17 protein-coding genes are annotated in these 23,187 nt (G+C 69.4%); 7 read left to right on the top strand and 10 right to left on the bottom strand.

The annotated features are described in order from the left end of the window. The first annotated feature begins 66 nt into the window (after window positions 1-66). The 7 genes from VF536_RS22500 (at window position 67) to VF536_RS22470 (ending at window position 13,153) form a co-directional block, all read left to right on the top strand. Window positions 67-4,539, top strand: a complete 4,473-nt coding sequence (locus VF536_RS22500) for a hypothetical protein (protein WP_331617132.1) — start codon at window positions 67-69, stop codon at window positions 4,537-4,539. 177 nt (window positions 4,540-4,716) lie between these two features. Continuing rightward, window positions 4,717-7,848 (top strand): hypothetical protein, encoded by a 3,132-nt coding sequence (locus VF536_RS22495; protein WP_331617130.1) that lies wholly within the window; start codon window positions 4,717-4,719, stop codon window positions 7,846-7,848. A 195-nt stretch (window positions 7,849-8,043) separates the two neighbouring features. Further along, window positions 8,044-9,165 (top strand): glycosyltransferase, encoded by a 1,122-nt coding sequence (locus VF536_RS22490; RefSeq protein WP_331617129.1) that lies wholly within the window; start codon window positions 8,044-8,046, stop codon window positions 9,163-9,165. 1 nt (window position 9,166) lies between these two features. Continuing rightward, complete coding sequence (locus VF536_RS22485; protein WP_331617128.1) at window positions 9,167-9,946, top strand: DUF5672 family protein; 780 nt, start codon at window positions 9,167-9,169, stop codon at window positions 9,944-9,946. Beyond that, a complete protein-coding gene (locus tag VF536_RS22480; RefSeq protein ID WP_331617127.1) occupies window positions 9,943-10,950 on the top strand; it encodes a hypothetical protein in 1,008 nt (335 codons plus the stop codon). The genes VF536_RS22485 and VF536_RS22480 overlap by 4 nt, the downstream gene beginning before the upstream one ends. 199 nt (window positions 10,951-11,149) lie before the next feature. Further along, window positions 11,150-12,724, top strand: coding sequence for a methyl-accepting chemotaxis protein (locus VF536_RS22475; protein WP_331617126.1), 1,575 nt, complete (start codon window positions 11,150-11,152; stop codon window positions 12,722-12,724). A 204-nt stretch (window positions 12,725-12,928) separates the two neighbouring features. After that, entirely contained in the window at window positions 12,929-13,153 is a 225-nt protein-coding gene (locus VF536_RS22470; protein WP_331617125.1) for a hypothetical protein, read from the top strand. A gap of 30 nt (window positions 13,154-13,183) precedes the next feature. Here VF536_RS22470 and VF536_RS22465 read toward each other — a convergent pair whose 3' ends face one another. The 10 genes from VF536_RS22465 to VF536_RS22420 all read right to left on the bottom strand — a co-directional run bounded on the left by VF536_RS22465 (window position 13,184) and on the right by VF536_RS22420 (window position 22,954). Continuing rightward, window positions 13,184-13,783, bottom strand: coding sequence for a hypothetical protein (locus tag VF536_RS22465; RefSeq protein WP_331617124.1), 600 nt, complete (start codon window positions 13,781-13,783; stop codon window positions 13,184-13,186). Then, the gene (locus VF536_RS22460) at window positions 13,773-15,140 is read right to left on the bottom strand and encodes a hypothetical protein (RefSeq protein ID WP_331617123.1); all 1,368 of its coding nucleotides are present in this window, start codon (window positions 15,138-15,140) and stop codon (window positions 13,773-13,775) included. The genes VF536_RS22465 and VF536_RS22460 overlap by 11 nt, the downstream gene beginning before the upstream one ends. Before the next feature lie 11 nt (window positions 15,141-15,151). Further along, on the bottom strand, window positions 15,152-16,168 hold the full coding sequence (locus tag VF536_RS22455) for a phospholipase (protein ID WP_331617122.1): 1,017 nt from the start codon (window positions 16,166-16,168) through the stop codon (window positions 15,152-15,154). Window positions 16,169-16,347: 179 nt separating this feature from the next. After that, window positions 16,348-17,004: a superoxide dismutase gene (locus VF536_RS22450; protein ID WP_331617121.1), complete on the bottom strand. Its 657-nt coding sequence runs from the start codon at window positions 17,002-17,004 to the stop codon at window positions 16,348-16,350. A 155-nt stretch (window positions 17,005-17,159) separates the two neighbouring features. Continuing rightward, window positions 17,160-18,338: a patatin-like phospholipase family protein gene (locus tag VF536_RS22445; RefSeq protein ID WP_331617120.1), complete on the bottom strand. Its 1,179-nt coding sequence runs from the start codon at window positions 18,336-18,338 to the stop codon at window positions 17,160-17,162. Window positions 18,339-18,390: 52 nt separating this feature from the next. After that, window positions 18,391-19,251: a substrate-binding periplasmic protein gene (locus VF536_RS22440; RefSeq protein WP_331617119.1), complete on the bottom strand. Its 861-nt coding sequence runs from the start codon at window positions 19,249-19,251 to the stop codon at window positions 18,391-18,393. 205 nt (window positions 19,252-19,456) lie between these two features. Continuing rightward, window positions 19,457-20,497 (bottom strand): TRAP transporter substrate-binding protein, encoded by a 1,041-nt coding sequence (locus VF536_RS22435; RefSeq protein ID WP_331617118.1) that lies wholly within the window; start codon window positions 20,495-20,497, stop codon window positions 19,457-19,459. Window positions 20,498-20,555: 58 nt separating this feature from the next. After that, window positions 20,556-21,848: a TRAP transporter large permease subunit gene (locus tag VF536_RS22430; RefSeq protein ID WP_331617117.1), complete on the bottom strand. Its 1,293-nt coding sequence runs from the start codon at window positions 21,846-21,848 to the stop codon at window positions 20,556-20,558. 18 nt (window positions 21,849-21,866) lie between these two features. Then, window positions 21,867-22,409, bottom strand: a complete 543-nt coding sequence (locus VF536_RS22425; RefSeq protein ID WP_414710433.1) for a TRAP transporter small permease — start codon at window positions 22,407-22,409, stop codon at window positions 21,867-21,869. Then, window positions 22,406-22,954: a gluconokinase gene (locus tag VF536_RS22420; RefSeq protein ID WP_331617115.1), complete on the bottom strand. Its 549-nt coding sequence runs from the start codon at window positions 22,952-22,954 to the stop codon at window positions 22,406-22,408. Before VF536_RS22420 ends, VF536_RS22425 begins: the two co-directional genes overlap by 4 nt. Between the last annotated feature and the right edge of the window lie 233 nt (window positions 22,955-23,187).

Below are 23,187 nucleotides of genomic sequence, written 5' to 3'. Positions count from 1 at the left end.
TCGACGCGGTTCGGGGGGCCGCAAACGACAGACCGCCACGGTTTCAGAAGTACTCTCCTTTCCCGCATGGCCACCTTCGACGTCGGTTCGCTCACTCCCGAGGAGATCGCAGCGCTCACCACCACGCAGCTCGCGACGCTGACGGGGTCGGAGTGGGCCTTGCTGACCGCCGAGCAGGTGGTGGCGCTGACGACCGTCCAGGTGTCGGCGCTCTCGGCCCGCCAGCTCAACTACCTGGCGTCGGGACAGCTGTCGGCGATGGAGCTGCAGGATGTCCAGGCGATCAACACGGCGGCGATCCGCACGCTGACGACGTCCTCGCTGGCCGCGCTGACCACCGACCAGATCCATGCGCTGACGACGACGCAGATCCCGGCGCTGACCGTGGACCGGTTGCGCCGCATGGACAGCGACCAGTTCACCGCGCTGGACAGCGCGCAGATCGCGGCGCTGTCGTCGGTGCAGGTGCGCGGCCTCGGCAGCCAGCAGATCGGGATGCTGGCCACCGACGAGGTGGCGGTCTTCAGCACCGCCTCGATGCAGGTGCTGAACACGGTGCAGATCGGCGCCCTCAGCGTCGACCAGCTCAATGCCTTCAGCACCGCCCAGATCGGCGCGCTGCGCGGCAACCAGACCAAGGGCCTGAGCGGCGACCAGCTCAGTGCGCTCACAACCGACGCGCTGCAGGCGTTGTCCACGGGCGCGGTCCGCGGCCTGAGCACGAGCGCGGTGTCGCACCTCTCATCCGACGCGGTGCAGTCGCTGGACAGCAAGCAGATCGCCGCGCTGACCAGCCAGCAGTTCCGCACGCTGAGCACCGATTCGCTGGTCGCGTTGACGACGGAACAGGCCGGCGCACTCAACACGCTGCAGATCAAGTCGTTGAGCACCGCGCAGATCGCGGCGCTCGAAGGTGAGGATCTGGCCGCGATCGGCACCAAGGGCCTGCGCGCGCTGAACTCGCAGCAGCTGGGCGCGCTGTCCTCGGACCAGGTCGACGCGCTGAGCTCGCGCCAGGTGCAGAGCCTGACTTCGACCCAGTTGATCGGACTTACCAGCGACCAGTTGCCGGCCTTCAGCACCGACGAATTGCGGCTGATGAGCAGCAGCGCGCTGGTGGGGCTGAAGCCCGAGGTGCTGGCGGCCATGAGCGCCGAACAGCTCGGCGCGCTCAAGACGGTGCAGATCGCGATGCTGACGACGCGCCAGCTGGCCGCCTTCGACACCGACGACCTGGCCGCGCTGTCGACCTCGCAGATCGCGGCCTTCAGCTCCAAGCAGCTGCAGTCGCTGACGCCGGAGCAGTTCCATTCGCTGACGACGGAAGACCTCGCCGCGCTCAGCAGCGCGACGCTGCGCGGCCTGACGCCGGCGCAACTGGCCTCGCTGAGCTCCGAGCAGTTGGCGGCGATCAGCGGCTCGCAAGCCGGCTCGCTGTCGACGACGCAACTGCGCGACCTCAGCGATGAACAGCTGTCCGCGCTGGGCACCGGCGCGATCCAGGCGCTGTCGACGCGCGTGATCGCGACGCTGTCCGACCACCAGCTCGACGTGCTGAACTCGGATCAGTTGCAGGCGCTGACCACCAACCAGATCCGCTCGCTCACCACGGCGCAGTTGGCGGCGCTGTCGGCCGAGGACCTGAACACGCTGACGACGGGGCAGTTCGCCGCCTTCACGTCGGCGCAGTTCCGCGGCCTGACGACCGATCAGGTCTCGCAGCTCGAACCCGAGGACTTCGGCGCGCTGAACGCCACGGTGATCCGCTCGCTGAGCAGCGCGCAGGTGCAGGCGCTGGACATCAACCTGGTGGCCGCCTTCAGCACCTCGCAGTCGGGGGCGCTCAACGCCGCGCAGATCGGTGCGCTGACCGCGGACCAGTTGGTGGCGCTGTCGTCGCAGGCGCTGCAGGCGATCTCGACGCTGGCGATCCGGGGATTGAGCGCCGCCCAGCTGGACGCGCTGGGCCCGCTCGGCGTGGCCACGCTGCGCGACGGCCAGCTCGCCGCGCTGAGCACGGCGCAGGTGCGCAGCCTCGACCATGACAGCTTCAACGCGCTGGGATCGGTCCATTTCGCGGCCCTCACCTCCTTCCAGCTGGCCGCGATCTCCACGGACGAGATCGGCGCGCTGGCGCCTGAACTGCTCGCCGGCGTCAAGCCGACGTACCTGACGGCGCTGACGACCGAGCAGATTCACGTGCTCAGCCGCGAGCAGGTCGGTGCCTTCGGCAGCGCCCAGACGGCGCTGCTGAGCACCGGCCAGGTCGCCGCGCTGGCGCCCTCGCAGATCGATGCGCTGTCCACCGACGGCGTGCGCGGTTTCACCGTGCAGGCGCTGCAAAGCTTCACCACCGACCAGCTCAACGCCCTCGTGCCCGAGCAGTTCGCGGCGTTGCGCACCAACCAGATCGCGTCGCTGACGACCGTCCAGTTGTCGTCGATGGAACAGGCCGACCTGAACGCACTGGACTCGGCGCAGTTCGCGGTCTTCTCGTCGAAGCAGCTGGCGGCATTCACGACTGATCAGATCAGTCAACTGGAGTTCCAGGACGTCATCGGTCTGAACACGCGCGCGCTGCTGGGCCTGACCTCCGCCCAGCTCGGCGCGATGAACGTCGACAGCATCGCCTCGCTGAGCAGCGCGCAACTCGCGGTGCTGAGCTCGAAGCAACTGCTCGGGCTGACCGCGGACCAGATCGACCACCTGAGCACGGCGCAGCTCGCGAGCCTGGGCTCGCAGGCCCTGCTCGGGCTGAGCAGCGACCAGTTCGGTTCGCTGGACCTGGACCAGATCGCCGCGCTGTCGGCCAAACAGATCGCGGCGCTGACCTCCTTGCAGATCGCGGCGATGGACCCCACGGCGCTGGCCGCGCTGACGACGCTGCAGTTCGCGGCCTTGCGTTCGTCCCAGCTCGCGGCACTGAGCGGCACGCAGATCGCCGCGCTGGAGACGCAGGACCTCTCCGCCCTGCACACCACCGCCTTGAAGGCGATGGGCTCGGACCAGATCGCCCTGTTCAGCACCGACCAGATCGCGGCCCTGCGGCCGGACCAGGTCGGCTCGCTGACCTTCCAGCAGGCGGCGGCGATGCACACGGACCAGATCCAGGCGCTGGGCACGGCGCAGGTCCTGGGGCTGACGAATGTCCAGGTGCTGGCCTGGACCAGCGACCAGATCGCCTCGCTCGACGCGCAGGACGTGGCGCTGCTGCCCGGCCGGGCCATCCGCGTGATGGACGCCGGCGACTTCGCGGCGCTGTCCACCGACCAGGTCCATGCCATGACCAGCACCCAGCTGGTCGAGATGACGAATACGCAATTGAGCGGCTTCGGCACCGAGGACTACGCGGCGCTGACCTCGGGCGCCTTCCGCGTGCTGGGCACCGCGACGCTGAACGCGCTGTCGACGGACGTCTTCGCCGCGCTCGGCTCGGACCAGATCCACGGGCTGACCACCCAGACGCTGCGCGCGCTGCACACCGAGGCGATCGCGGCGATGAACTCCGAGGCGATCGAGGCGCTGGACAGCCGGCAGGTCGCGTCGCTGACGACGCAGCAGCTCGCGGCGATCACGTCCGAGGCCTTCGGCACGATGTCCAGCGACGACCTGACGGCGCTCAGCCGCGACCAGGCCAAGGCGCTGACGGTGGACCAGATCCACGCGATCGGCAGCGACGCGATCGTCGGCTTCGAGACCCGGGACCTGGCCGCGCTCAGCATGGACCAGGTGCTGGCGTTCAGCACCGAGACCATCCATGCGATGTCCGGCGCGCAGCTGGACGCGCTGTTCCTGGCCACGCCGATCATGCTGAACCTGGACGGCCACGGCCTCGGGACGGTGTCCGCGGCGCAGGGCGTCAGCTTCGACATGAACAACACTGGCCATGCCCAGCAATGGGGATGGATGGCGCAGGGCAACGGCCTGCTGGCGCGCGACCTCAACGGCAACGGGCAGATCGACTCGGGCGCGGAGCTCTTCGGCACCGGCACCTTGCTGGCCAACGGCAAGCATGCCGCCAACGGCTACGAGGCGATGCAGGCCCTGGACGCCAACGGCGACCATGCGCTGAATGCGCTCGATGCCGGTTTCAATCAGCTGCGCATCTGGGCCGACGCCAATGGCAACGGCAAGACCGACGCCGGCGAGCTCAAGTCGTTGGCGGAGCTGGGCATCGTCGAGCTGGACCTGAACGCGCAGTCGAGCTCGACCGTCGATCATGGCAACGTCATCGGATTGATCTCCGGCTACAAGACCGCGGACGGCGTGACGCACCAGATGGGCGATATCTGGTTCGCCAAGGCAGCGGACACGGGCGCGCCCACGCCCACGCCCACGCCAGTGCCGGCGGCGTCGGAACTGCTCGCGTCGCCCAGGGCGCCGGAGACCGCGCTGCTGTCCGAGGGCACGTCGACGTCGACACCCACCGCCGTCGCCTCGGATCCGGACACCCACGCCCACGTGGCCATGGCGCATGCGACGCTTGCCGCGCTGAAACGCCAGGACGACGAGAGCAACGCCAGCGCGCCCCTTCTCTGAACGCGTTCGTGTGGGCACCGGAGGGCGTTCTCTTTCCGGATGGTTTCGTCGTTGACGAACGAACCGCGAACGACAACCTCGGCACTGTCCCAGTCATCTGGCCGCCACGCGTCGAGGTAGGGCGGTCCGACAGTGGTTCGGGACGTTCGGCGCGTCGTCCCGCCACGGAGCACGACGATGCCGTTCAGTCTCTTTGGATGGCGCCCCCGCGGCGCGATGCCCGCCGACACCGACGTGACGGTGACCACCTCCGGGACCGCCGAATCCCCACCGTCCGGAGCCGACGAGCGATCGGCCCCGAGTGTCATGGACCGGCTGCGCCGTCCGCTCGACGCGCTGCGGCTGCGCGCGGCGGTGCCGCGCGTCGAGGTCGTCATCGGGCCGCTCAACCTGTCCGGCAGCAACTCGGCGCCTGAAATCTCGCTGAAAGAACGCCCGCTGGTCTTCCGCGCGACAACGGCGGCCAGCGAGCGCGGCCTGAAGTCGGTCGATCGCGACGTCCGCGCCGCAGGAGTCAAGGCGGGAGCGGGGCTGATGACGGGGCCATGGCTGGCGGACGGCCCCGGCGGCACGGTGAACGGTCGCGCCGTTGCGCAAGATCCGGCCGCCTTCAATGCCGAGATCCTGCGCATGTTCCCTGCGGACTCGCGATCGACCCGGCTCGCCACCACCCGGCTCGCGACCACGCTGCTCGACCATCCGAACCCGGACCCGATCCGGCGCCCGGACGGACACCGGCTTCGCCACGAGCAATCCTTGCTGATCGCCACCGTGCTCCGCGCCGTCACCGCGGACCCGGTGCAGGCCTGGCAGGTCTACCAGCGCCTGCGCCTGGAGACGCCGCCGGCGCTGGACGACCTGTCCCTGCGCGGTGCCGAAGCCCCTTCGCCGGCTCCAGCTGAACTGGGCGCTGGTTCTACCGCCGTTGCGCAAGCGACGCACGCGGCACGCCGCGCGCTGGCCGCGACGGCCGGCGGTTTCCAGGCCTTGCTGGATCTGCAGGGCATCGCCTTGCCGCGGACCGGCGATCCGCGCCGCGGCCGTGCCGAGGAGACGCTCGAGCTCTACAAGCTTGGACTCCATGCCGAGGAAGCCTTGCTCAACGCCGGTCTGGAGGTGGGGGGCACCCAGTCGATGGCCGACATCCGCGCCGCCCTCGACGCCCATCCGCAGCGGCGCGAGCTGCTCGACGCGGGTCGTCTCGGCACCGGCAACGCGCGCCGTAGCGCCCGGGGACCCCACGAACCGGAACATCCCGCGACCTTGCCCGCCCAAGCCTTCCTGTACGCCACGGACAACCTGCGGCGCGGCGCCGGCCAGCCCGAGAAGCATCGCGACTTCAAGCCCGCCTACGTCGCCTTGCGCAACGGCTTCACTGAAAGCGGCCAGGGATCGGACTTCCATCTGATGGCCAAGCGCCTGCGCAAGTTCGTCACCTATGTCGACCTCGCCTGCAAGACACCCGACGGCGTCCTGCCGACGACGATGCACAAGGCCCGCCTGCCGGTGCGCATGCTGCGACGGCTCGCGGGCAAGGACAAGTCGCCGCTGGAGACCCTGCTGAAGGCGGGCCCCATCGAGTCGGCCACGACCATCAAGACCCCGCAGGGCGAAATGAACACGCGTCTGGATGCCAAGCGCCTCCAGCAGATCTTCAATGCCGCCTCGCCGGCCGAGCGTCGCGACATGCTGCGCCAGGTGATGAACGCGGTCACCGCCGGCCGCCTGGGCACCTACAGCGATGGCCGCCGGCATGGCCTCGGCGTGACGGCCGGTTATGGCCTCGCGAGCGTGGCCGGCGTGGGCGGTCTGAGCACCGGCATCACGCCGGTCGTGGAGCTCAGCGCCGAGCGCTCCCGCACCGCGGTGTTCAGGGCCGGCGTCGCCGAGACGGGCACGCTCTACCTGGGGAGCGAACGCAAGTTCAGCGGCTCCGTCGGCGCGGGCGTGCGGGTCGGCGCAGAAGTCGGCCCGCTCGTGAACGTGTCCGCCCAGGCCATGGCCCGGATCGGCGGGTCGCACCTGGTGTCGCGGGGTCTGATGATCCGCACCCGCAAGGAGGGCCGGGACCACGAGACCCTGCCGGCCGACCAGGCCGCCCGCCTCCAGTCCACCGACTGGCAGCGGATGAACGAACTGGTGGTCAATTCGATCTTCCAGATCGCCGATCAGGGCAAGGCCGACCGCCCCGCCCATGGCGGCGCCATGTGGGCGCAGATGGTGGCCAGGCTGGGCGACTTCCGCGACATCTCGTTCGGCTGGAACGAAGGCAAGGCCGTCGCGGCGGACGTGTCCGTGACCCTCGATGCGACGGCCTCCGCGACGCTGGCGCCGGGCGTCAGCGCCTCGGCCTCGGCAGGCCTCGGCCTGAAGCGCACCCTGTTCGACCGCAAGCAGACGCGGGATGGCGCCGGCACGGCCCGCAGCGTCCAGGCCGAGCAAGGCTCACGCACCGCCCTGCGCGCCGGTGCCAGCCTGGGGATCGGCCATCCCGCGCTGAGCACGCCGTCGGGCCGGAGCATCGCCCTGTTTGGACGGCATCGGGTCGGCGTGGAGACGGAGCTGGTGATCCATGCGCAGAACGGTGTCGTCCGCCTGGTCACCGACGAGGGTCGCGTCCGGCCGGAGCTGTCGATCCGCAGCCGGGAGTTCGGCGTCCGGGACGATTTCATCCGGGCGATGAATGCGCAGCGCGAGCGATGGGTCGCGGCCTTGGGAGACCGTGGGCCGCCAGGGGGGGCCGGCGGCGGAGACCGGCACTACGACGACTTCATGCGCCAGCTGGTCAACCTGCACCCTGGCAGCTCGCGCGTGTACCAGGAACGTCAGGCACTGACGCCCGAAGCGGCCGAGGCGATCAACGCCAGCATGGACCGCCTCGCCGTGCTGCAACGCCCCCTGCCGCCGGGAACGCCGCGGGATCCGGGCGCCCTCGAGCAGGTGGCAGGACTCCAGCGCGAGATCGCCGCGCTGGTGGCCGAACCCGCCCATTGGCAACCGGCCGGTCTGGCGGTGATTCAGCCCCTGCAGGCCGCGACCGCCTGGTCGGGCGGCGTGGACGCCGGCGTCACCATGCAGCCTGGCGGCGGCGCCGGCGCGGACCGGCTGCTCGGCGGCGGTCGCCTGGCCCTGGCCGGCGGGATCCAGACGGCCGTCGGCGGGAAAGTCCTGCTCGCGCTGGACATCGTCGCCGCTCCCGGCGCAACGCCCGACACCTCGCAGGCCTCGCGGCCGGACGACGCCCGGCTGTCCGCGATTCCGGCCTTCTCCGCCTCCGCCGCGCACGACGCGCTCACCCTGGCGTACTGAGGCAGGGCAGCGCCGGCGACGTCGCCGCGAGGAGTTGACCGCTCCTCGTCCCCTTTATCCCTGCATGGCCTCGCTCGCGCCGCGACACAATGCCGCCAAGATCGATGGGAAGGACGGCGCCCGCGCGGGCGCACGACCTGAGCGTCCAAAGGGGATTCCGCGTTGAAAACACTGTGCATCGAAGGCTGGCGGGGGGTGAACCACTCCATCGCGATGGTCAACCAGAACCAGATCCTGGAGATGGTGAAGGACCCGCGGTTCGAGCTGTTCCACAAGGACGCGCCCTTCTTCATGCCGCACTGGGACAAGAGCAAGCTGGATTCCGGCTTCGCGCCCGAGGAGCGCGCCCTCATCGACGGCCTGCCCGATCCGGGCGACCGCGTGATGGACGTGCGCCTGCGGATCGCGTCGCCGGTGCGGCTGGGCGATCCGGCGGCCGCGCGTCGCAACGCCACCTTCGTGGTCACTGAATTCGGCCTCTCCGGCAAGAGCTTCGATCCGCCCGAGATGGCGCCGTCCGCGCTGACGCAGGGCGACGACATCGTCGTGACGCCGACCCGCTGGTCCAAGGCGCGGCTGGTCGACTACGGCTTCGACGTGGACAAGGTCCTGGTGGTCCCGCACGGCTACAAGACCGACACCTTCTTCCCGATGACGCCCGAGCAGCGCCAGACCGCGCGCGCGGCGCTGGGCATGGCGCCGCACGAGACCGTCTTCACCAACGTCGGCGTCGCGACCTGGAACAAGGGCATCGACCTGCTGCTGCTGGCCTTCGCCGAGCTGCGGCTGCAGGGCCTGCCGGTGCGACTCATCCTCAAGGACCACCAGGGCCTGTACGGCATCGGCGTCGAACGCGTCTTCGCCGAACTCGCGGCGCGCGCGCCGCAGCTGAACTCGCCGCAGGTGCGGGACGGCATCGCCATCCTGTCGACCAGCCTCAACCTGCCGCAGCTGCGCTCGCTGTACGCGCTGTCCGACGCCTACGTCTCGCCGTACCGCGCCGAGGGTTTCAACCTGCCGGTGCTGGAGGCGATGGGCTGCGGCACGCATGTGATCGTCAGCGGCGGCGGCGCCACCGACGACTTCACCCCGCCCGAGCTCTGCCACCGCCTGCACAGCCGTCCCGGCACCGACGCCGATGCGCCGCAACCGGTCGGCGCCTTCGTCGTGCCGGACCTGGAAGACCTGCGCGAAGCGATGCTGCAGGTCGTCGAGCAACGCCTGACCCCGGCCCCGCGCCGGGAGGCGGCACGCCTGCGGCTGGAGAAGCGTTTCTCCTGGGCCACGGTGACGAAGCAGCTGCTGGACCTGCTGTGACATGAGCGCCCCGTCCGCCAAGGTCTCCGCCAGGCCGAGCATCGCCGTCGCCATCGTCGACACCGACCTGCACGTGCTCGCGCGGCAGGCGCTGCTGCACAGCATGCGGGCGATGGAGCAGCAGGGGCTGCCCTTCAGCCAGGTGCTGATCTATTCGGACAAGCCCGAGCTCTGGCCCGGCCTGCCGGTGATCCCGGTGCCGACGCTGCGCTCGATCACCGAGTACAACCTGCTGATCACCCGCGAACTGGCCAGGCACCTCAGCGCCGACCATGTGCTGGTGATCCAGTACGACGGCTTCGTGCTCAACGCCGACCAGTTCTCGCCGCACTTCCTGCACTACGACTACATCGGCGCGCCCTGGCCCAACTACGAGGTCAACGAGGTCGGCAACGGCGGTTTCTCGTGGCGCTCCAAACGGCTGGTCCATGCGGTCGCCCAGCTCGACTATCCCGATCCGACCGAGGCCGAAGACCTCTTCATCTGCCGCACGATGCGCGAGACGCTGGAACGCGCCGGCTGCCGCTTCGCGCCGAAGGCGATCGCCTCGCACTTCTCGGTCGAGTTCCCGGCGGTGCCCTACCCGACCTTCGGCTTCCACGGCATCTTCCATCTGCCGAGCGTCTACCGCGAGATGCCCGATTTCCTGCTGGACCACCTCTCCGACCGCATCGTCAAGACCCGCAGCGGCTTCCTGCTACCCGGCTTGCAGGCGGTTTCCCCCGAGGCGGCGCAGAAGCTGCAGGCCCGGCTGGACCATCTCTCGAAAGCCTCCCCATGAACGCGAAGAAACAGATCGTCATCCTGATCCCCCACGGCGTGCAGACCGGCGGTCCGGAAGCGCTGCACCAGCTGTCGGACTCGCTGATCCGCCAGGGGCACGACGCGCGCGTCTGGTACGTGCTGCCGACCGACCTGCCGGCGATCGACGACCTGTTCCGGCGCAACGGCCTGACCGCCGGCACGGCGCTGAAGCTGCAGCCGCGGCCCAACACCGTGGCCGACTACCAGAAGTACCAGGTGCGGCTGGCCGAGGAGATCGCGATGACGCCGGACACCTGCGTCGTCCTGGCCGAGACCTATGTGCACTGGCTGCGCTACTTCCAGCCCTGCACGCCCATGGTCTGGTGGCTGAGCATCGACAACGCCTTCGAGTACCTGTCGGTCAACAAGATCAACCTCAACCTGCTGCGCAGCGAGCGCGTGCTGCACACCTACCAGTCCGGCTACGCGCACGACGTGATCCGCGCGCTGGGTTGCCTGCGCACGCTGCCGCTGTCGGACTACACGCCGCCCAAGCCGGCGCCGGCCGAGGGCGAGCCGATCTTCGCGGCCGCGGACAAGACCGACATCGCGCTGAACGCCAACCACAAGGTCGTCTACGACGTCGGCGGGATCGCCGCGCGGCTGGAGGCCGAGAACGGCTGCAAGGTCCACCTGATCCGCGGTCTGACGCGCGCGCAGGTCTACGAGGCGCTGGGGCGCAGCAAGCTCTTCATCGACCTGGGCACCTTCCCCGGCAAGGACCGGCTGGCGCGCGAGGCGCTGATGCGCGACTGCTGCGTCTTCGCGCTGGACGTCGGCGCCGCCCGCGACTACGCGCTGCCCGACGAGTGCTACTTCAAGCCGGACCAGGTCGACCAGGTCTTCGCCGGCGCGCACGAGCTGATGCGCCACTTCCCGCTCTACCTGGATCTGTCGCGCCCCGCCCAGCAGGCGGTGCAGCGTGAGCGGATGATCTTCGAGCGCGAGGTCGCCGGGCTGGCGCACGCCTTCGGCGCCTGAACCCGGCTGAGCCCGGCTGAGCCCGGATGAACCGGCGGGATCGGGGTTTCCACCGATCTCCGCCGGCCCCCCTCCCCGGATGTAGGTGATCGCAGCACACGGGATTCGGCGCGCTTCCAATTGAGAAACGTGCGAATAGCGCCGAAGATCACATTGGAACCGCAACCACGGGTTCCGGCATCCATCAGGGGGATAACAAATGAACTTCTCAGGCCTCAAGGTCAAGACCAAGCTGTGGGCTGGTTTCGGTGTGATGGCGGTGATCGTCGCCGCCGTCTCCGGCGCGGCGCTGCATTGGCTGAACCAATCGAGCTCGCGCGTCGAGAACTACCTGAGCGGCGTCGCCGCCCGGGAACGCATGGTGATCGCGGTGCAGTCCGCGGCGAAGTCGCGTGCCATCGCGGCCCGCAATCTGGTGCTGGTCACGACGCCGGAGGACCGGACAAAGGAACTTGCCGCCGTCACCCAGTCGCATGAAGAGGTGGGCCGGTCGCTCGCGACCTTGAAGTCGCACCTGGCCGCCGCCAAGGATGCGACCGCGCAGGACCGGACCCTCTTCGACAAGGTCGCCGGGATCGAGGAGCAGTACGGCAAGGTCGCGCTGGCGATCGTCGGCCTGGCCAACGACGGCAAGCGCGAGGACGCGGTCGCCAAGATGAACGCGGAATGCCGCCCGCTGCTGGCGGCGCTGCTGACCGCCACCGGCGATTTCATCCGCTACGAGGATGAGCGCTCCGCGGCGGAGACCAAGGAAGCGACCGAGCTGTTCGCCCAGGACCGGATGCTGCTGATCACGACGGCGATCCTCTCGGCCGCGGTGGCCGGCCTGCTGGGCTGGCTGATCAGCCGCGCGGTGACGGCGCCGCTGAATCGCGCGATCAAGGTCGCGCAATCGGTGGCCGACGGCGACCTGCGCGACGAGATCCACGTCGACGGCCGCGATGAATTGAGCCAGCTGCTGACGGCGCTGAAGGCCATGAGCGGCAATCTGTCGACGATGGTCACCCATGTGCGCCAGGCCGCGGACGGCATCGCCACGGCGTCCACGCAGATCGCCAGCGGCAACCAGGACCTGTCCAGCCGCACCGAGACCCAGGCCAGCGCGCTGCAGGAGACCGCGTCGTCGATGGCGCAGATGACCGAGACGGTGCAGGTCAACGCCGAGTCCTCGCGCAAGGCGACGGGTCTGGCGGGCGCCGCGGCGCAGGTCGCGGGCCAGGGCGGCGAGGTGGTGCACCGCGTCATGACCACGATGGAGGCCATCACCGGCTCCAGCAAGCGGATCGGCGACATCACCAGCGTGATCGACGGCATCGCGTTCCAGACCAACATCCTCGCGCTGAACGCGGCCGTCGAGGCGGCGCGCGCCGGCGAACAGGGCCGCGGCTTCGCGGTCGTGGCCAGCGAGGTGCGCGCCCTGGCGCAGCGCAGCGCGCAGGCGGCCAAGGAGATCAAGACGCTGATCTCGGACTCGGTCCAGAAGGTCGATGCCGGCGCGGTGCAGGTGCAGGAAGCGGGCCGCACGATGGACGAGGTGCTGACGCAGGTCCGCAAGGTCACCGACCTGATGGGCGAGATCAGCGCCTCCACCGACCAGCAGACGCACGGCATCGTGCAGGTCAACGAGGCGGTGGCGGCGATCGACCGCGGCACGCAGCAGAACGCGGCGCTGGTCGAACAGAGCGCCGCCGCGGCGGAGAGCCTGCGCCAGCAGGCGATGGCCCTGACCGAGGCGATTTCGCGGTTCAAGGTCCGGGGCATGGCCACCGCCTGATGACTTGATCCTCGGTCACCGAGAAACAGATACGGGAGCCACTCAGGCTCCCGTTTTTTATTCATGCGGCGGCATCCATCTGGTGCGCCGGGGTCCTGCGTGCGATCGCCGGACTTCAGCGCGGAAACTTGCTGCAACCGACATTGAACCTGCTGCGATGCAGCATAGAGTCAGCGGGTGTTCTGCCAGCGCATGAGGTCCAGCATGAGTTCAATCGCCATGACAATGTTCCTCGACTCCTCGCCCGGGGAGCTTGTCGACCTGCCGCACGCCGGCTCCGGCCTGGAGCATCCGCTCGTGTTCGACAGCGCGGCGCGCGAGATCCAGCGCCTCGCGGCCGACGGTCGGGCCGAGGTCGTCCAGCAGCGGGTGAGCACCGTGGGCGACGAGTCACTCATCGAGGAACTGCGCTTCCGGCGCATCGCCTGACCCGCCCGCGCGGGTTACTCCGGCCGCCCGTCAGGGGGCCGCGGCGCTCGCCGCGAGCTCGGCCTGCATGCGTGCGCGCATCTCCGCGATGCGGCGCCGCTTCTCCTCGCCCTTGGCGAGTTGCTCCGGCGGCAGGCCCATCGCGCGGCCCTGCTCGATCTGCTGGTCGAGCCGCGGCAGTTCGCGGTTGGCCGCATCGACGAAGGCGCGTTGCACTGCCTGATGCCGATCCAGCTCGCGTCGCGCGTAGGCCTGATGGTTGTCGAGCTGCCAGGCCGGCGTGGCGGCCTCTTCGTCGGACCGCTGGATCGGCGGCGCGCGATCGTCGCCGACCACGCGCGAGTCCGCGAGGCTCCATGCCGCCGGAAGCTCGGTGCCTGCCGACGACGCGGGTACCGGGGCCCGTGCGGCCGTCGCCGCATCGTTCAGCGTCGGGTTCGAAGACGGGATGCTGGCATCTCGCACCGGCATCCCGTCCTCGCCCGTCGGGCTCGCCGCCGAAGCTGCGACAGCGTGCGCCGCGATCGGCGTGATGGGTTCGGCGCCGCTGGCGTCCGACGAGACGCTGAAGGCGACCCAGACGACTGCGACGCCCGCCAGCGCGACGGCCGCTCCAACCTCAATGCGCATGTCCGTGCTCCCCGCCCGCAGGCGTCGGTCGTTGCGGCTCGAACGGCGACGGCGGCGGCGCAATGCCGGGCGCCCAGCGCAGGCCTGCAGACGCGAGCAGCTCGACTTGCCGTTGCTGCCAGCGCGCCTCCAGCTTCTCCAGGGCGACCGCCTGCCGGGCCTCATGGCGGACCGTCTCGCTGTCTGCCGGATGATGCCCGCGCTTGATCGACAGCGCCTGCACCCGCTCCCAACCATTGCCGTCCGGATGCCGGATCGGCGGCGAGGCCTGACCCGCGGGCCAGGCCTGCAACAGATCGAGCACCCAGGCGTCGACCTCGGCCGCGGGTCTGGCGTCCCCAAGGCGCCACGCGACCGGCCTCACGCCCGTCTGCCCCCGCAGGTCCAGGCCTGGCGCCGCGTCGGCGCAGCCGGCACGATCGCAGCGCAAGCTCAGGCCCTCCACGGACTCCAGACGTTCGAAGCGGTCCAGGTGGGCGCGGTAGTACGCATCGATCTCGTCCGCGGTCACCGACGCCGCCAACGCGTCCCGAGGGGGCGCATCCCCATGCGGATCGCCCGTCAGACCCGACCAGCGCTGCCACGCCATCTTGCGCTGCCGGGCCTCGACGATCCGGCGGACGAAGTCGAGTTCACCCTCGCTCCAGCCGCTGCTGCGATGCAGCCATTGCTCGACGAAGCGTTCCCGCAACAGCTGCCGCGCCTGGGCCTGCGCGAACGCAAGATCGCCGCCGCGCAGGAGTCGACGGCCCTGCACGTTCTGCAGCGGCCAGACATCGCCCAGGGCAATCGCGCCGGCCGGCACGTCGCCGTAGCCGCGATGCCGCAGCAGCACGAGCCGCGCCGCGGCGGCGCGCTGCGCCTCGTCGAGGTCCTCGTTCATGCGCAGGCCTTCGCCCTGCCCGACCGACCACAGCGCCTGCCACGCGCGCGCGTCGACCGACGACGGCAGCTCCGCTTTCGCCGCTCGCCAGTCGCGCTCGATCCGCTCGGGCCAGACCTGCTGCAAGGTCGCGAGCCATTGGCGCCGTACGTCGACCTCCGGCGCGAAGGCCACCCGGCGACTCTCGAACAAGGTCGCGTCGCCGACCTCGCGCGCCGCCGCGTCGCCCATCAGCAGATCGATCGCCAGAAGCCGCGTCAGTTCAGTCAGCGAGAGGTCCGGCTGCTCGCGCCGGGCCAGCATCAGCAGCGCTTCGACCGGACGACGGGGAATCGTGTCGCCACCGACGCGGGCGATCCACGTCGAAGCGGCCTGCGCATCGACCGTGGACGCCGCCGCGCCGGAGCGCGCCGGCACCAATGCCGCAACGATGGCCAACGCCAGCGCGGCCACGGCCCCAGCCGCGGCGCGCAAGCCTCGTGCCCTCACAGCCGCTCAGCCGCGCGATTCAGAAGATGCACGACCATCGCAATGGCATGCGGCACGACGACGCGCCCCACGTCGCGGCGGACCGCATGATCGGTCGTCGACAGCACCTGCCCGCCACGGCTGTACGAGATCTGCCCACCCTGGCGCAGCAGCGGTCGGATGTCGGTGGCGGTCGCGGCCAGCGGCGCATAGCTGCCCAGCGCCGTGGTGACGAGCGCATCGGCGTTCAGCGTTTCGCTGTCGTAGTAGTCCTTGACCCAGGTCTCCCAGCCGGAGTGGTTCAGCGCGGACGTCGTCCAGGTGTGATGCGGCTGCAGCAGGTCGGTCGTGTGCATCACGAAACCCAGGCTCTGCACCGTGGGCCGGGCCAGGAACTGCGACCACCAGTACTGGCCGAGGTTGTCGATCGGCTGGAACGGCGCCTTCTCGAAGTCCGCATACATCGACGCGCTCGACGAACCGCCCTGGCGGTAGTTGGCTTCCGTCAGCCCGTACGAGTTGTACTTGCTGCCGTCGCTGAACCAGCCCTTCATGCCGCCCTTGCCGTCGTCCAGGTGGTCGCCGACCAGCCAGGCGGCGGCCAGGTCGTCGATGTCGCCCTTCACCGTGAGCTTGGCGTAGTTGTAGCCGCCGAAAGGATTACCGTGAACATCCGGCCCCTGCGTGCGGTTCTGGAAGTGCCAGTACGAGGTGTAGTTGACGATGCCCGAGCCCAGCCCCCAGACCGGCGCGAGCACGCAGTCGCCGGTCACGGCGCCGCAGAGGTAGGTGTCGGCGAAATCGTCGACGTCGTAGGCGCCCTGGCCCAGCTGCTCGGCGAACTGGTCGATCGTGTAGCCCGCGCGGGTCACGCCGGCCAGCAGCTTGGCGTAGTTGGTGGTGTCCGCATGCCGCTGCATGTAGCGGACCGCATCGATGGCGATGCGCTTGTGGGTTTCCTGGGCGAAGGCGTTGGCCTCGGTCTGATGGACGAGGCCGGCCGCCGCGGCGGCCAGAAGCAGAATGGATCGCATCGAAGTCTTCCCTGATGGTCCCGAAAACCGCGTGCTTTCCGCACGTCGACATATGGGGACCGATGTTCGGGGAAACGCATGACGATCCGGTGAAGAAATCGTGCGACGCCGGGGTTCTCCCTGTCCCCCGGCGCCGGGACGTCGACCGGCGTGCGGTCGCGGGTCAGATCGTCATGGGGTCAGGCCTTGCCCTTGGCGTGCGCGCCCGTTCTCGCCGCCTCGAAGCGGCGCGCGATCTCGTCCCAGTTCACCACGTTGTAGAACGCCGCGATGTAGTCCGGCCGACGGTTCTGGTACTGCAGGTAGTAGGCGTGTTCCCACACGTCCAGGCCGAGGATCGGCGTGCCGCCTGACCCGATGCCGGTCATCAGCGGACTGTCCTGGTTGGCGCTGCTCTCGACGACCAGCCGGCCGTCCGCATCCACGGCCAGCCACGCCCAGCCGCTTCCGAAGCGCGTCAGCGCGGCCTTGGTGAACCTGTCCTTGAACGCGTCGAAACCGCCCAGGTCCGCCTTGATCGCCTTGGCCAAATCGGCCGTCGGCGCGCCGCCGCCGCCCTGGCCCGCCGGCGCCATCACGGTCCAGAACAGGCTGTGGTTGGCGTGTCCGCCGCCGTTGTTGCGCACCACGCCGCGGATGTTGTCAGGCAGGGCATCGAGCTGCGCGATCAGGGTCTCGACCGGCGTGTCGACGAAGGCGGTGCCTTCCAGCGCCGCGTTCAGATTGTTGATGTAGGTCTGGTGGTGCCGGGTGTGATGGATCTCCATCGTGCGCGCGTCGAGGTGGGGTTCGAGCGCGTCGACGGCGTACGGCAGCGGCGGCAGGGCATGAGACATCGTGAGACTCCGGAAGGAGCCCGTCGCGTCGTGCTGCCGGGTGGGTCGCTGGTGCGGGGCGGTTGAAGGATGGCAGGTCCATTCTTGTCGCTCCGCGCGTGGTGCTCAAGTCGCGGGACCAGAAGACCCGGCACCGGCGGGGTCATGCCGTCGTGTCAGGTCTTGCCCGCCTTGCCCGCCTTGCCCGGTTTGCCCATGAGCTTGCCGACCGCCTTGTCAACGGCCTTGTCCACGGTCTGGTCGACAGCCTGCTTCGGCGGCTTGATCGCCGGCCTCGCGTTGCGCACGCGGTTGGCCAGGAACACCTCGCCGATGTCCAGCGTGCTCTCGTGGCCGACGTGCTGGGCGCACGTGGTCAGCCAACCCTCTGCGGCCGCGCGACCGAGCCCGAACAGCGTCGTCAACAGGCGCGGATCGGTGTTGAGCTTGCTGGAGGCGCCGAACTGCGCCAAGCCGCCCTCGTCGGCCACGCGGTGCAGGCGCATCTGCTTGTAGCGCGTGGGATCGATGCGCTGGTCGCGCAGCAGCCGCTGCACGAAATGGATGGCCCGCAGCTCGGCCACCAGGCTGGCGTTGAAGGTGATCTCGTTGATCCGATCGTCGATCTCGGTGGACGTGCGCGGAATGCCGTCATGCTGGCGCGGGTTGATCTGGATCAGCAGGACGTCGTCCGACTCGGTGCCGTAGACCAGCGGCCACAGCGCCGGGTTGCCCGAGAAGCCGCCATCCCAGAAGGGTTCGCCGTCGATGACGACCGTCTGCGCGCTGTGCGGCAGGCAGGCCGAGGCCATCAAGGCCTCGATGCTCAGGTCGTCGCCGTTGAACACGCGCGGCTGACCGGTGCGCACCGAGGTCGCGGTGACGAAGACCTTGATCGGCCCGGCGTGCAGCGCCTCGACATCGACATGCCGACGCACGATGTCCCGCAGCGGGTCGAGGTTGAACGGATTGAGCTGATACGGGCTCCACAGCCGCAGCCAGGCGTCCCAGGCGGCCATCCCCGGCCAGGCGCTGCGGTTGAAGACCCAGGCGGGCGTCTCGAGCCCCGCGGCGCCAGCCGGCCCCTTCGCTTCGCCGACGACGCCGAAACACGCCGGCACGCCGGAGACCTCCTGCCAGAAGCGCGACAGCGCCTGCCGCGCGCCCAGCGCCCCGCCCTGCGCGAAACCGGTCGCCATCACGGCGGCGTTCATCGCGCCGGCGCTGGTGCCCGACACGCCGTCGATGCGCAGCGAGCCGTCCTCGAGCAGCCGGTCCAGCACGCCCCAGGTGAAGGCGCCATGGGAGCCGCCGCCCTGCAGGGCGAGGTCGATCGAGCGGGGCGATGTCGGCATGGCGTGAAGGCGCGAGGGAGGAAGCTCGCGATGCTGCGGTGGAACCCGCAGCCTACCTTGGCGGCGCGTCGTTCGGCAGCCAGCGCTTGTGGATCGCCTGGAACGTGCCGTCGCGCTTCATCTCGTTGAGCTGCGACTGCCAGGCGTGGAGGGTCCCCATCGGCGTACTGCGCGAGAACGCGATGTAGCCGTCGCTCGCGGCGAAGCTGAAGACCTCTTCCAGCGCGTCCTTCGCGACGCCGGCCTGCACCAGCGTCTGCGGCATCGACAGCTTCTCCGCCGCGAACAGCGGCGCCCGGCCGGCGGCCAGCATGCGCACGCCCTGGATGGGATCGCTGATCTGCTGCAGGTTGTGGAAGCCGGCCGACTGGAGCTGCGTCAGCGTGTACCAGTCCCGCACGACCAGCACCTTGGCGGCGCGCTTCGCCTCGGCCAGCGAGCGCAGCCGGATGCCGCTGCCCGCCTTCGCATAGAAGGTGCTCTGGAAGGTGACGATCGGACCGACCCACTGGAACAGCTTCTCACGCTCGGGAATGCGGGCCATCGAGAACAGCGCCGCCGGCGGCCCGTCCTGCGCTTCGCGGAACGCGCGCGCCCAGGGCATGAACTCGATCGGCAGCGACTGGCCGAGCCGCTTCTGGATCGCCTGCACGATGTCGACCGAGAGCCCGCGCGGCTGGCCGGCCTCGGTGAAGTTGATCGGCGGGAACTCCTCGCTGAGAAGGCGCAGCGATACGGCCGGCGCACCGCCGGACGAGGCGGTGGCGGGGAACGCCGAGAGCGGCGTGGGCGGTGTGGTCGATGCCGAAGCCGACCCCGGCACTAAGGCCGGAGGCGGCAACGTGGCGCGGCCGGCGGCGTGTGCGCCGCTGAGCCAGGCCAGACCCGCCAGGGTCAGGTGTCGTCGATGCATCCGCGTATCAGGTAAGGCTGTCGAACCATGATAGGCGGCGGTAACGAAACGTCTCCTTCGCGTCGGGGAGAAAGCGACACGCGCGGTGCGCATTCGTGCGCAGACGCGGAAGGGGAAAACACCGAGCCGCGCTGTCGCACTCGCGTCATGCGTTCACCTCACGCGCGCGCCTCAGCCGCACACCTCAGCCGCACACCTCAGGCGCTCACTTGCCGCCGCGCAGCTGGGTCAGTTGGGCCTGCGTTTCGTTCCACAGGTCCATCCCCACCTGCGTCGCCACGCCCGCATTCACGCGCGTCAGCTTGTCGCGCATGCGCGCGGTCTCGGCGGGGCTCAGCTCGTTGACGGCCATGCCCTTGGTCTTGAGCTCGGCCAGCGCCTTGGCCGCCTCGTCGCGCGTGTCCTTGCGCTCGAAGTCGCGGCTCTTGACCGCTGCCTGCTGCAGCACCGCCTGCTCGTCCTTGGACAGGCCGTCCCAGAACTTCTTCGACACCGTGACGATCCACGGGCTGTACACGTGGTTGGTCACCGTCAGGTACTTCTGCACCTCGTAGAACTTGGCCGACAGGATGGTGTTGTACGGATTCTCCTGGCCGTCGACCGCGTTGGTCTCCAGCGCGGTGAACAGCTCCGAGTACGGCAGCGGCACGGCGTTGGCGCCCAGCTGCTTGAAGCTGTCGAGGAAGACGTTGTTCTGCATCACGCGCAGCTTGATGCCGTTGAGGTCCTCGAGCTTGTTGACCGCGTGCTTGCTGTTGGTCAGGTTGCGGAAGCCGTTCTCCCAGTAGACGAGGCCGACCAGACCCTTGTCCGTCAGCTTGGCCTTGACCTTGTCGCCGACCGGTCCGTCCAGCAGCGCATCGGCCTCGCGCACGTTGTTGACCAGGAAAGGCGTGTCCCACAGCGCCATCTCCTTGGCGATGCCGACCAGCGTCGCGGTGGAGCCCACCATCATCTCCTGCGCGCCGCCGATCAGCGCCTGCTGCATCTGGTTGTCGGGGCCGAGCGCCGCGCCGCCGATGGCGCGCACCTTCATCTTGCCGCCGGAGAGCTTGTTCACTTCGTCGGCGAAGACCTTCACCGCGCGGCCCTGGTTGCTGTTCTCGGCCAGGCCGTAGCCGAAGCGGATCAGTCGCGGCTTGATGTCGGCGGCCTGCGCGGGCAGCGCGGCGGTCAGCATCACGGCGCCCAGTGCCGACGCGGCGGCCAGGATCTTGCGGCGGGTGTTCAGGCTCTTCAGGCTCATGCTTGTCTCCTTGGGGAATCGGACTCGACGGGATTCTTGACGAGGCGCCCGGCGCGGCTCAGCGCATCCATTTGATGGGCGCGGTGACCAGCTCGGGGAACGCGGTGAATGCCACCAGGATGATGGTGTACGTGATGAGGAAGGGGTTCACGCCCTTGATGACCTGGTGCATGGACAGCCGGCCGACGCCGGCGACGACATTGAGCACCGTGCCCACCGGCGGCGTGATCAGCCCGATGGCGCCGTTGAGCACGAACATCAGGCCGAAGTAGACCGGATCGATGCCGGCCTTGACGGCGATGGGCAGCATCACCGGGGCGAAGATCAGGATGGTGGGCGTCAGGTCCAGCGCGGTGCCGATGACCACGAGGATCAGCATCATCAGCGCCATCAGCAGGCGGGGCGAATCGATCAGCCCGCCCAGCCAGCCGGTCAGCACGCCCGGCAGGTCGGCCAGCGTGATCATGTAGCTGGCGACCTGGGCGCCGGCGCACAGGAACATCACGATCGCCGTCGTCTTCGCGGCGCGGACCAGCACGCCGTACAGGTCGCGCAGGCTCATCTCGCGGTGCACGACGAAGCTGATGACCAGCGCGTAGAACGCGGCCACGACGGCGGCCTCGGTGGGCGTGAAGACGCCGGTCTTCATGCCGCCGATGATGATCAGCGGCATCAGCAGCGCGAAGAACGCCTTCACGGTGGCCTTGAGCCGGTCGAGCATCGGCAGCGGCGTGCCCGGCGGCAGGTCGATCTTGCGCAGCTGCAGCTTCCACGCGATCAGCAGGCCCACGCCCATGAACAGGCCGGGCACGATGCCGGAGATGAACAGCGCGGAGATCGAGGTGTTGGTCGTCACGCCGTAGATCACGAAGGGCATGGACGGCGGGATGATGGGCGCGATGATGCCGCCGGAGGCGATCAGGCCGGCGGAGGTCGCCATCGGATAGCCGTGGCGCTGCATCATCGGCAGCAGGATGGTGGCGAGCGCGGCGGTGTCGGCCAGCGCCGAGCCGCTCATGCTGGCCATCAGCACGGCCGCGCCGATGGCGACGAAGCCGAGCCCGCCGCGGATGTGACCGACCCAGGCCTGGGCCATCTCGATGATGCGCCGGCTGATGCCGCCGGCGTTCATCAGCTCGCCAGCGAGGATGAAGAACGGGACGGCCAGCAGCGGGAAGCTGTCGATGCCGGCGACCAGGTTCTGGGCCAGCAGTTGCGTGTCCCAGAAGTCCAGCGCCCAGGCCATGCCGGCGCCGGTCAGCACCAGCGCGAAGGCCATCGGGATGCCCAGGCCCATCAGCAGCAGCATGCCGCCGGAGAAGACGATGAAGGCGAGTGCTTCGTTGCTCATGATCGTTGCGCCCTGCCCTTACTCGATGTCCGACTCGTGCTCGAGGTCGATCGGCTTGTTCCGGATCAACTCCCACACGGCCATCAGCGCGATCGCGCCGCAGGACAGCAGCGCCGGCAACGGCAGCAGCGCGTTGGAGTAACCGAGCACCACCGACTGGCTGTCCATGCCGACGACGACCTGCTGCCACGCGCCCCAGCCCACCAGGGCGGCTGCAACGATGACGGCGATGCGGATCAGCACGGTGATGACGCGCAACGCGACGGGCTTTTTGCGCAGCGGCAGCAGCAGGCTGGTGAAGGCCATGTGCTCCCCGAGCGGATAGGCGGCGGTCGCGCCGATGAAGACCATCCAGACGAACAGCAGCCGCGACAGCTCTTCGCTCGCATTGATGCCGCTGCCGAAGCCGTAGCGCAGCACGACGTTGACGAACACGGCCAGCGCCATCACGCCCAGGCACAGCGCCATGGCCGCCTCGCTGAGGGTCTGCAGGCGGGAGCGGCGCGCGGCAGCCGCCGGTGCCGACGAAGCGGCGGGAGCGTCCGAGGCGGGGGGCGTCATGATCCGGTCTCCTGGTTGTTCCTGGGGGTGAGCAGCGCCAGCGCGAGATCGACCTGCTCCACCAGCGTCATCGCCGCGGGCACGGTGACGACGCCCGGCTCACCGATGGGCGATTCCAGCGTGGCGAACTGGCTGTCGACCAACGTCGCCGAGAAGAAGTGGCGGTCGGCGCGATCGGCGACGCGCTGCAGTGCGAGCGCCCGATCGATGTCGATGAACACGAATCGCAGCGCCGGGCACGCGCGGCGCAGGCGGTCGCGATACGCGCGCTTGAGCGCGGAACAGCTGAGGACGACCGGCGACTGCTCGGTGAGCATCTGCCCGAGCCGTTCCAGCCAGCCCCAGCGGTCCTCATCGGTGAGCGGTTGACCGGCTTGCATCTTGGCGATCGACGCCGGTGCGTGGTGCGCGTCGCCTTCGATGAAGGGCCAGTCGAGCGATTGAGCGAGCGCCTGTCCGACGCTGGTCTTGCCGCAACCGGCGACACCCATCACGACGATGGCGCGCGCGGAGATCGAGGCGGCGGTGACGGTCGACGAAGTCATTGGATAGCGCTATCCCGAAATCTGAAAAGAGACGGCGATCGGAAGAACCGGGGTCGCCGTCGAGTCCTCGTCGCACAGGAAAGCGGACGGGATAGCGCTATCTTAGGTGGTGCACGGAGGCACCAAATCAGGGATTACGCGGGGTTTCGGGTGGTGCGACCGCACGATCCTGGGGTCGTTCCGGGCTGCCCGCCCAGGAGGACAGCGCTATCCTCCAGGCCATGAACGCGCCC

It is taken from the genome of Roseateles sp. (assembly GCF_036486225.1).
GTDB lineage: Bacteria > Pseudomonadota > Gammaproteobacteria > Burkholderiales > Burkholderiaceae_C > Roseateles.
Note: the sequence above shows the minus strand (reverse complement) of the source record. Positions and strands in the feature narration are given on the sequence as shown.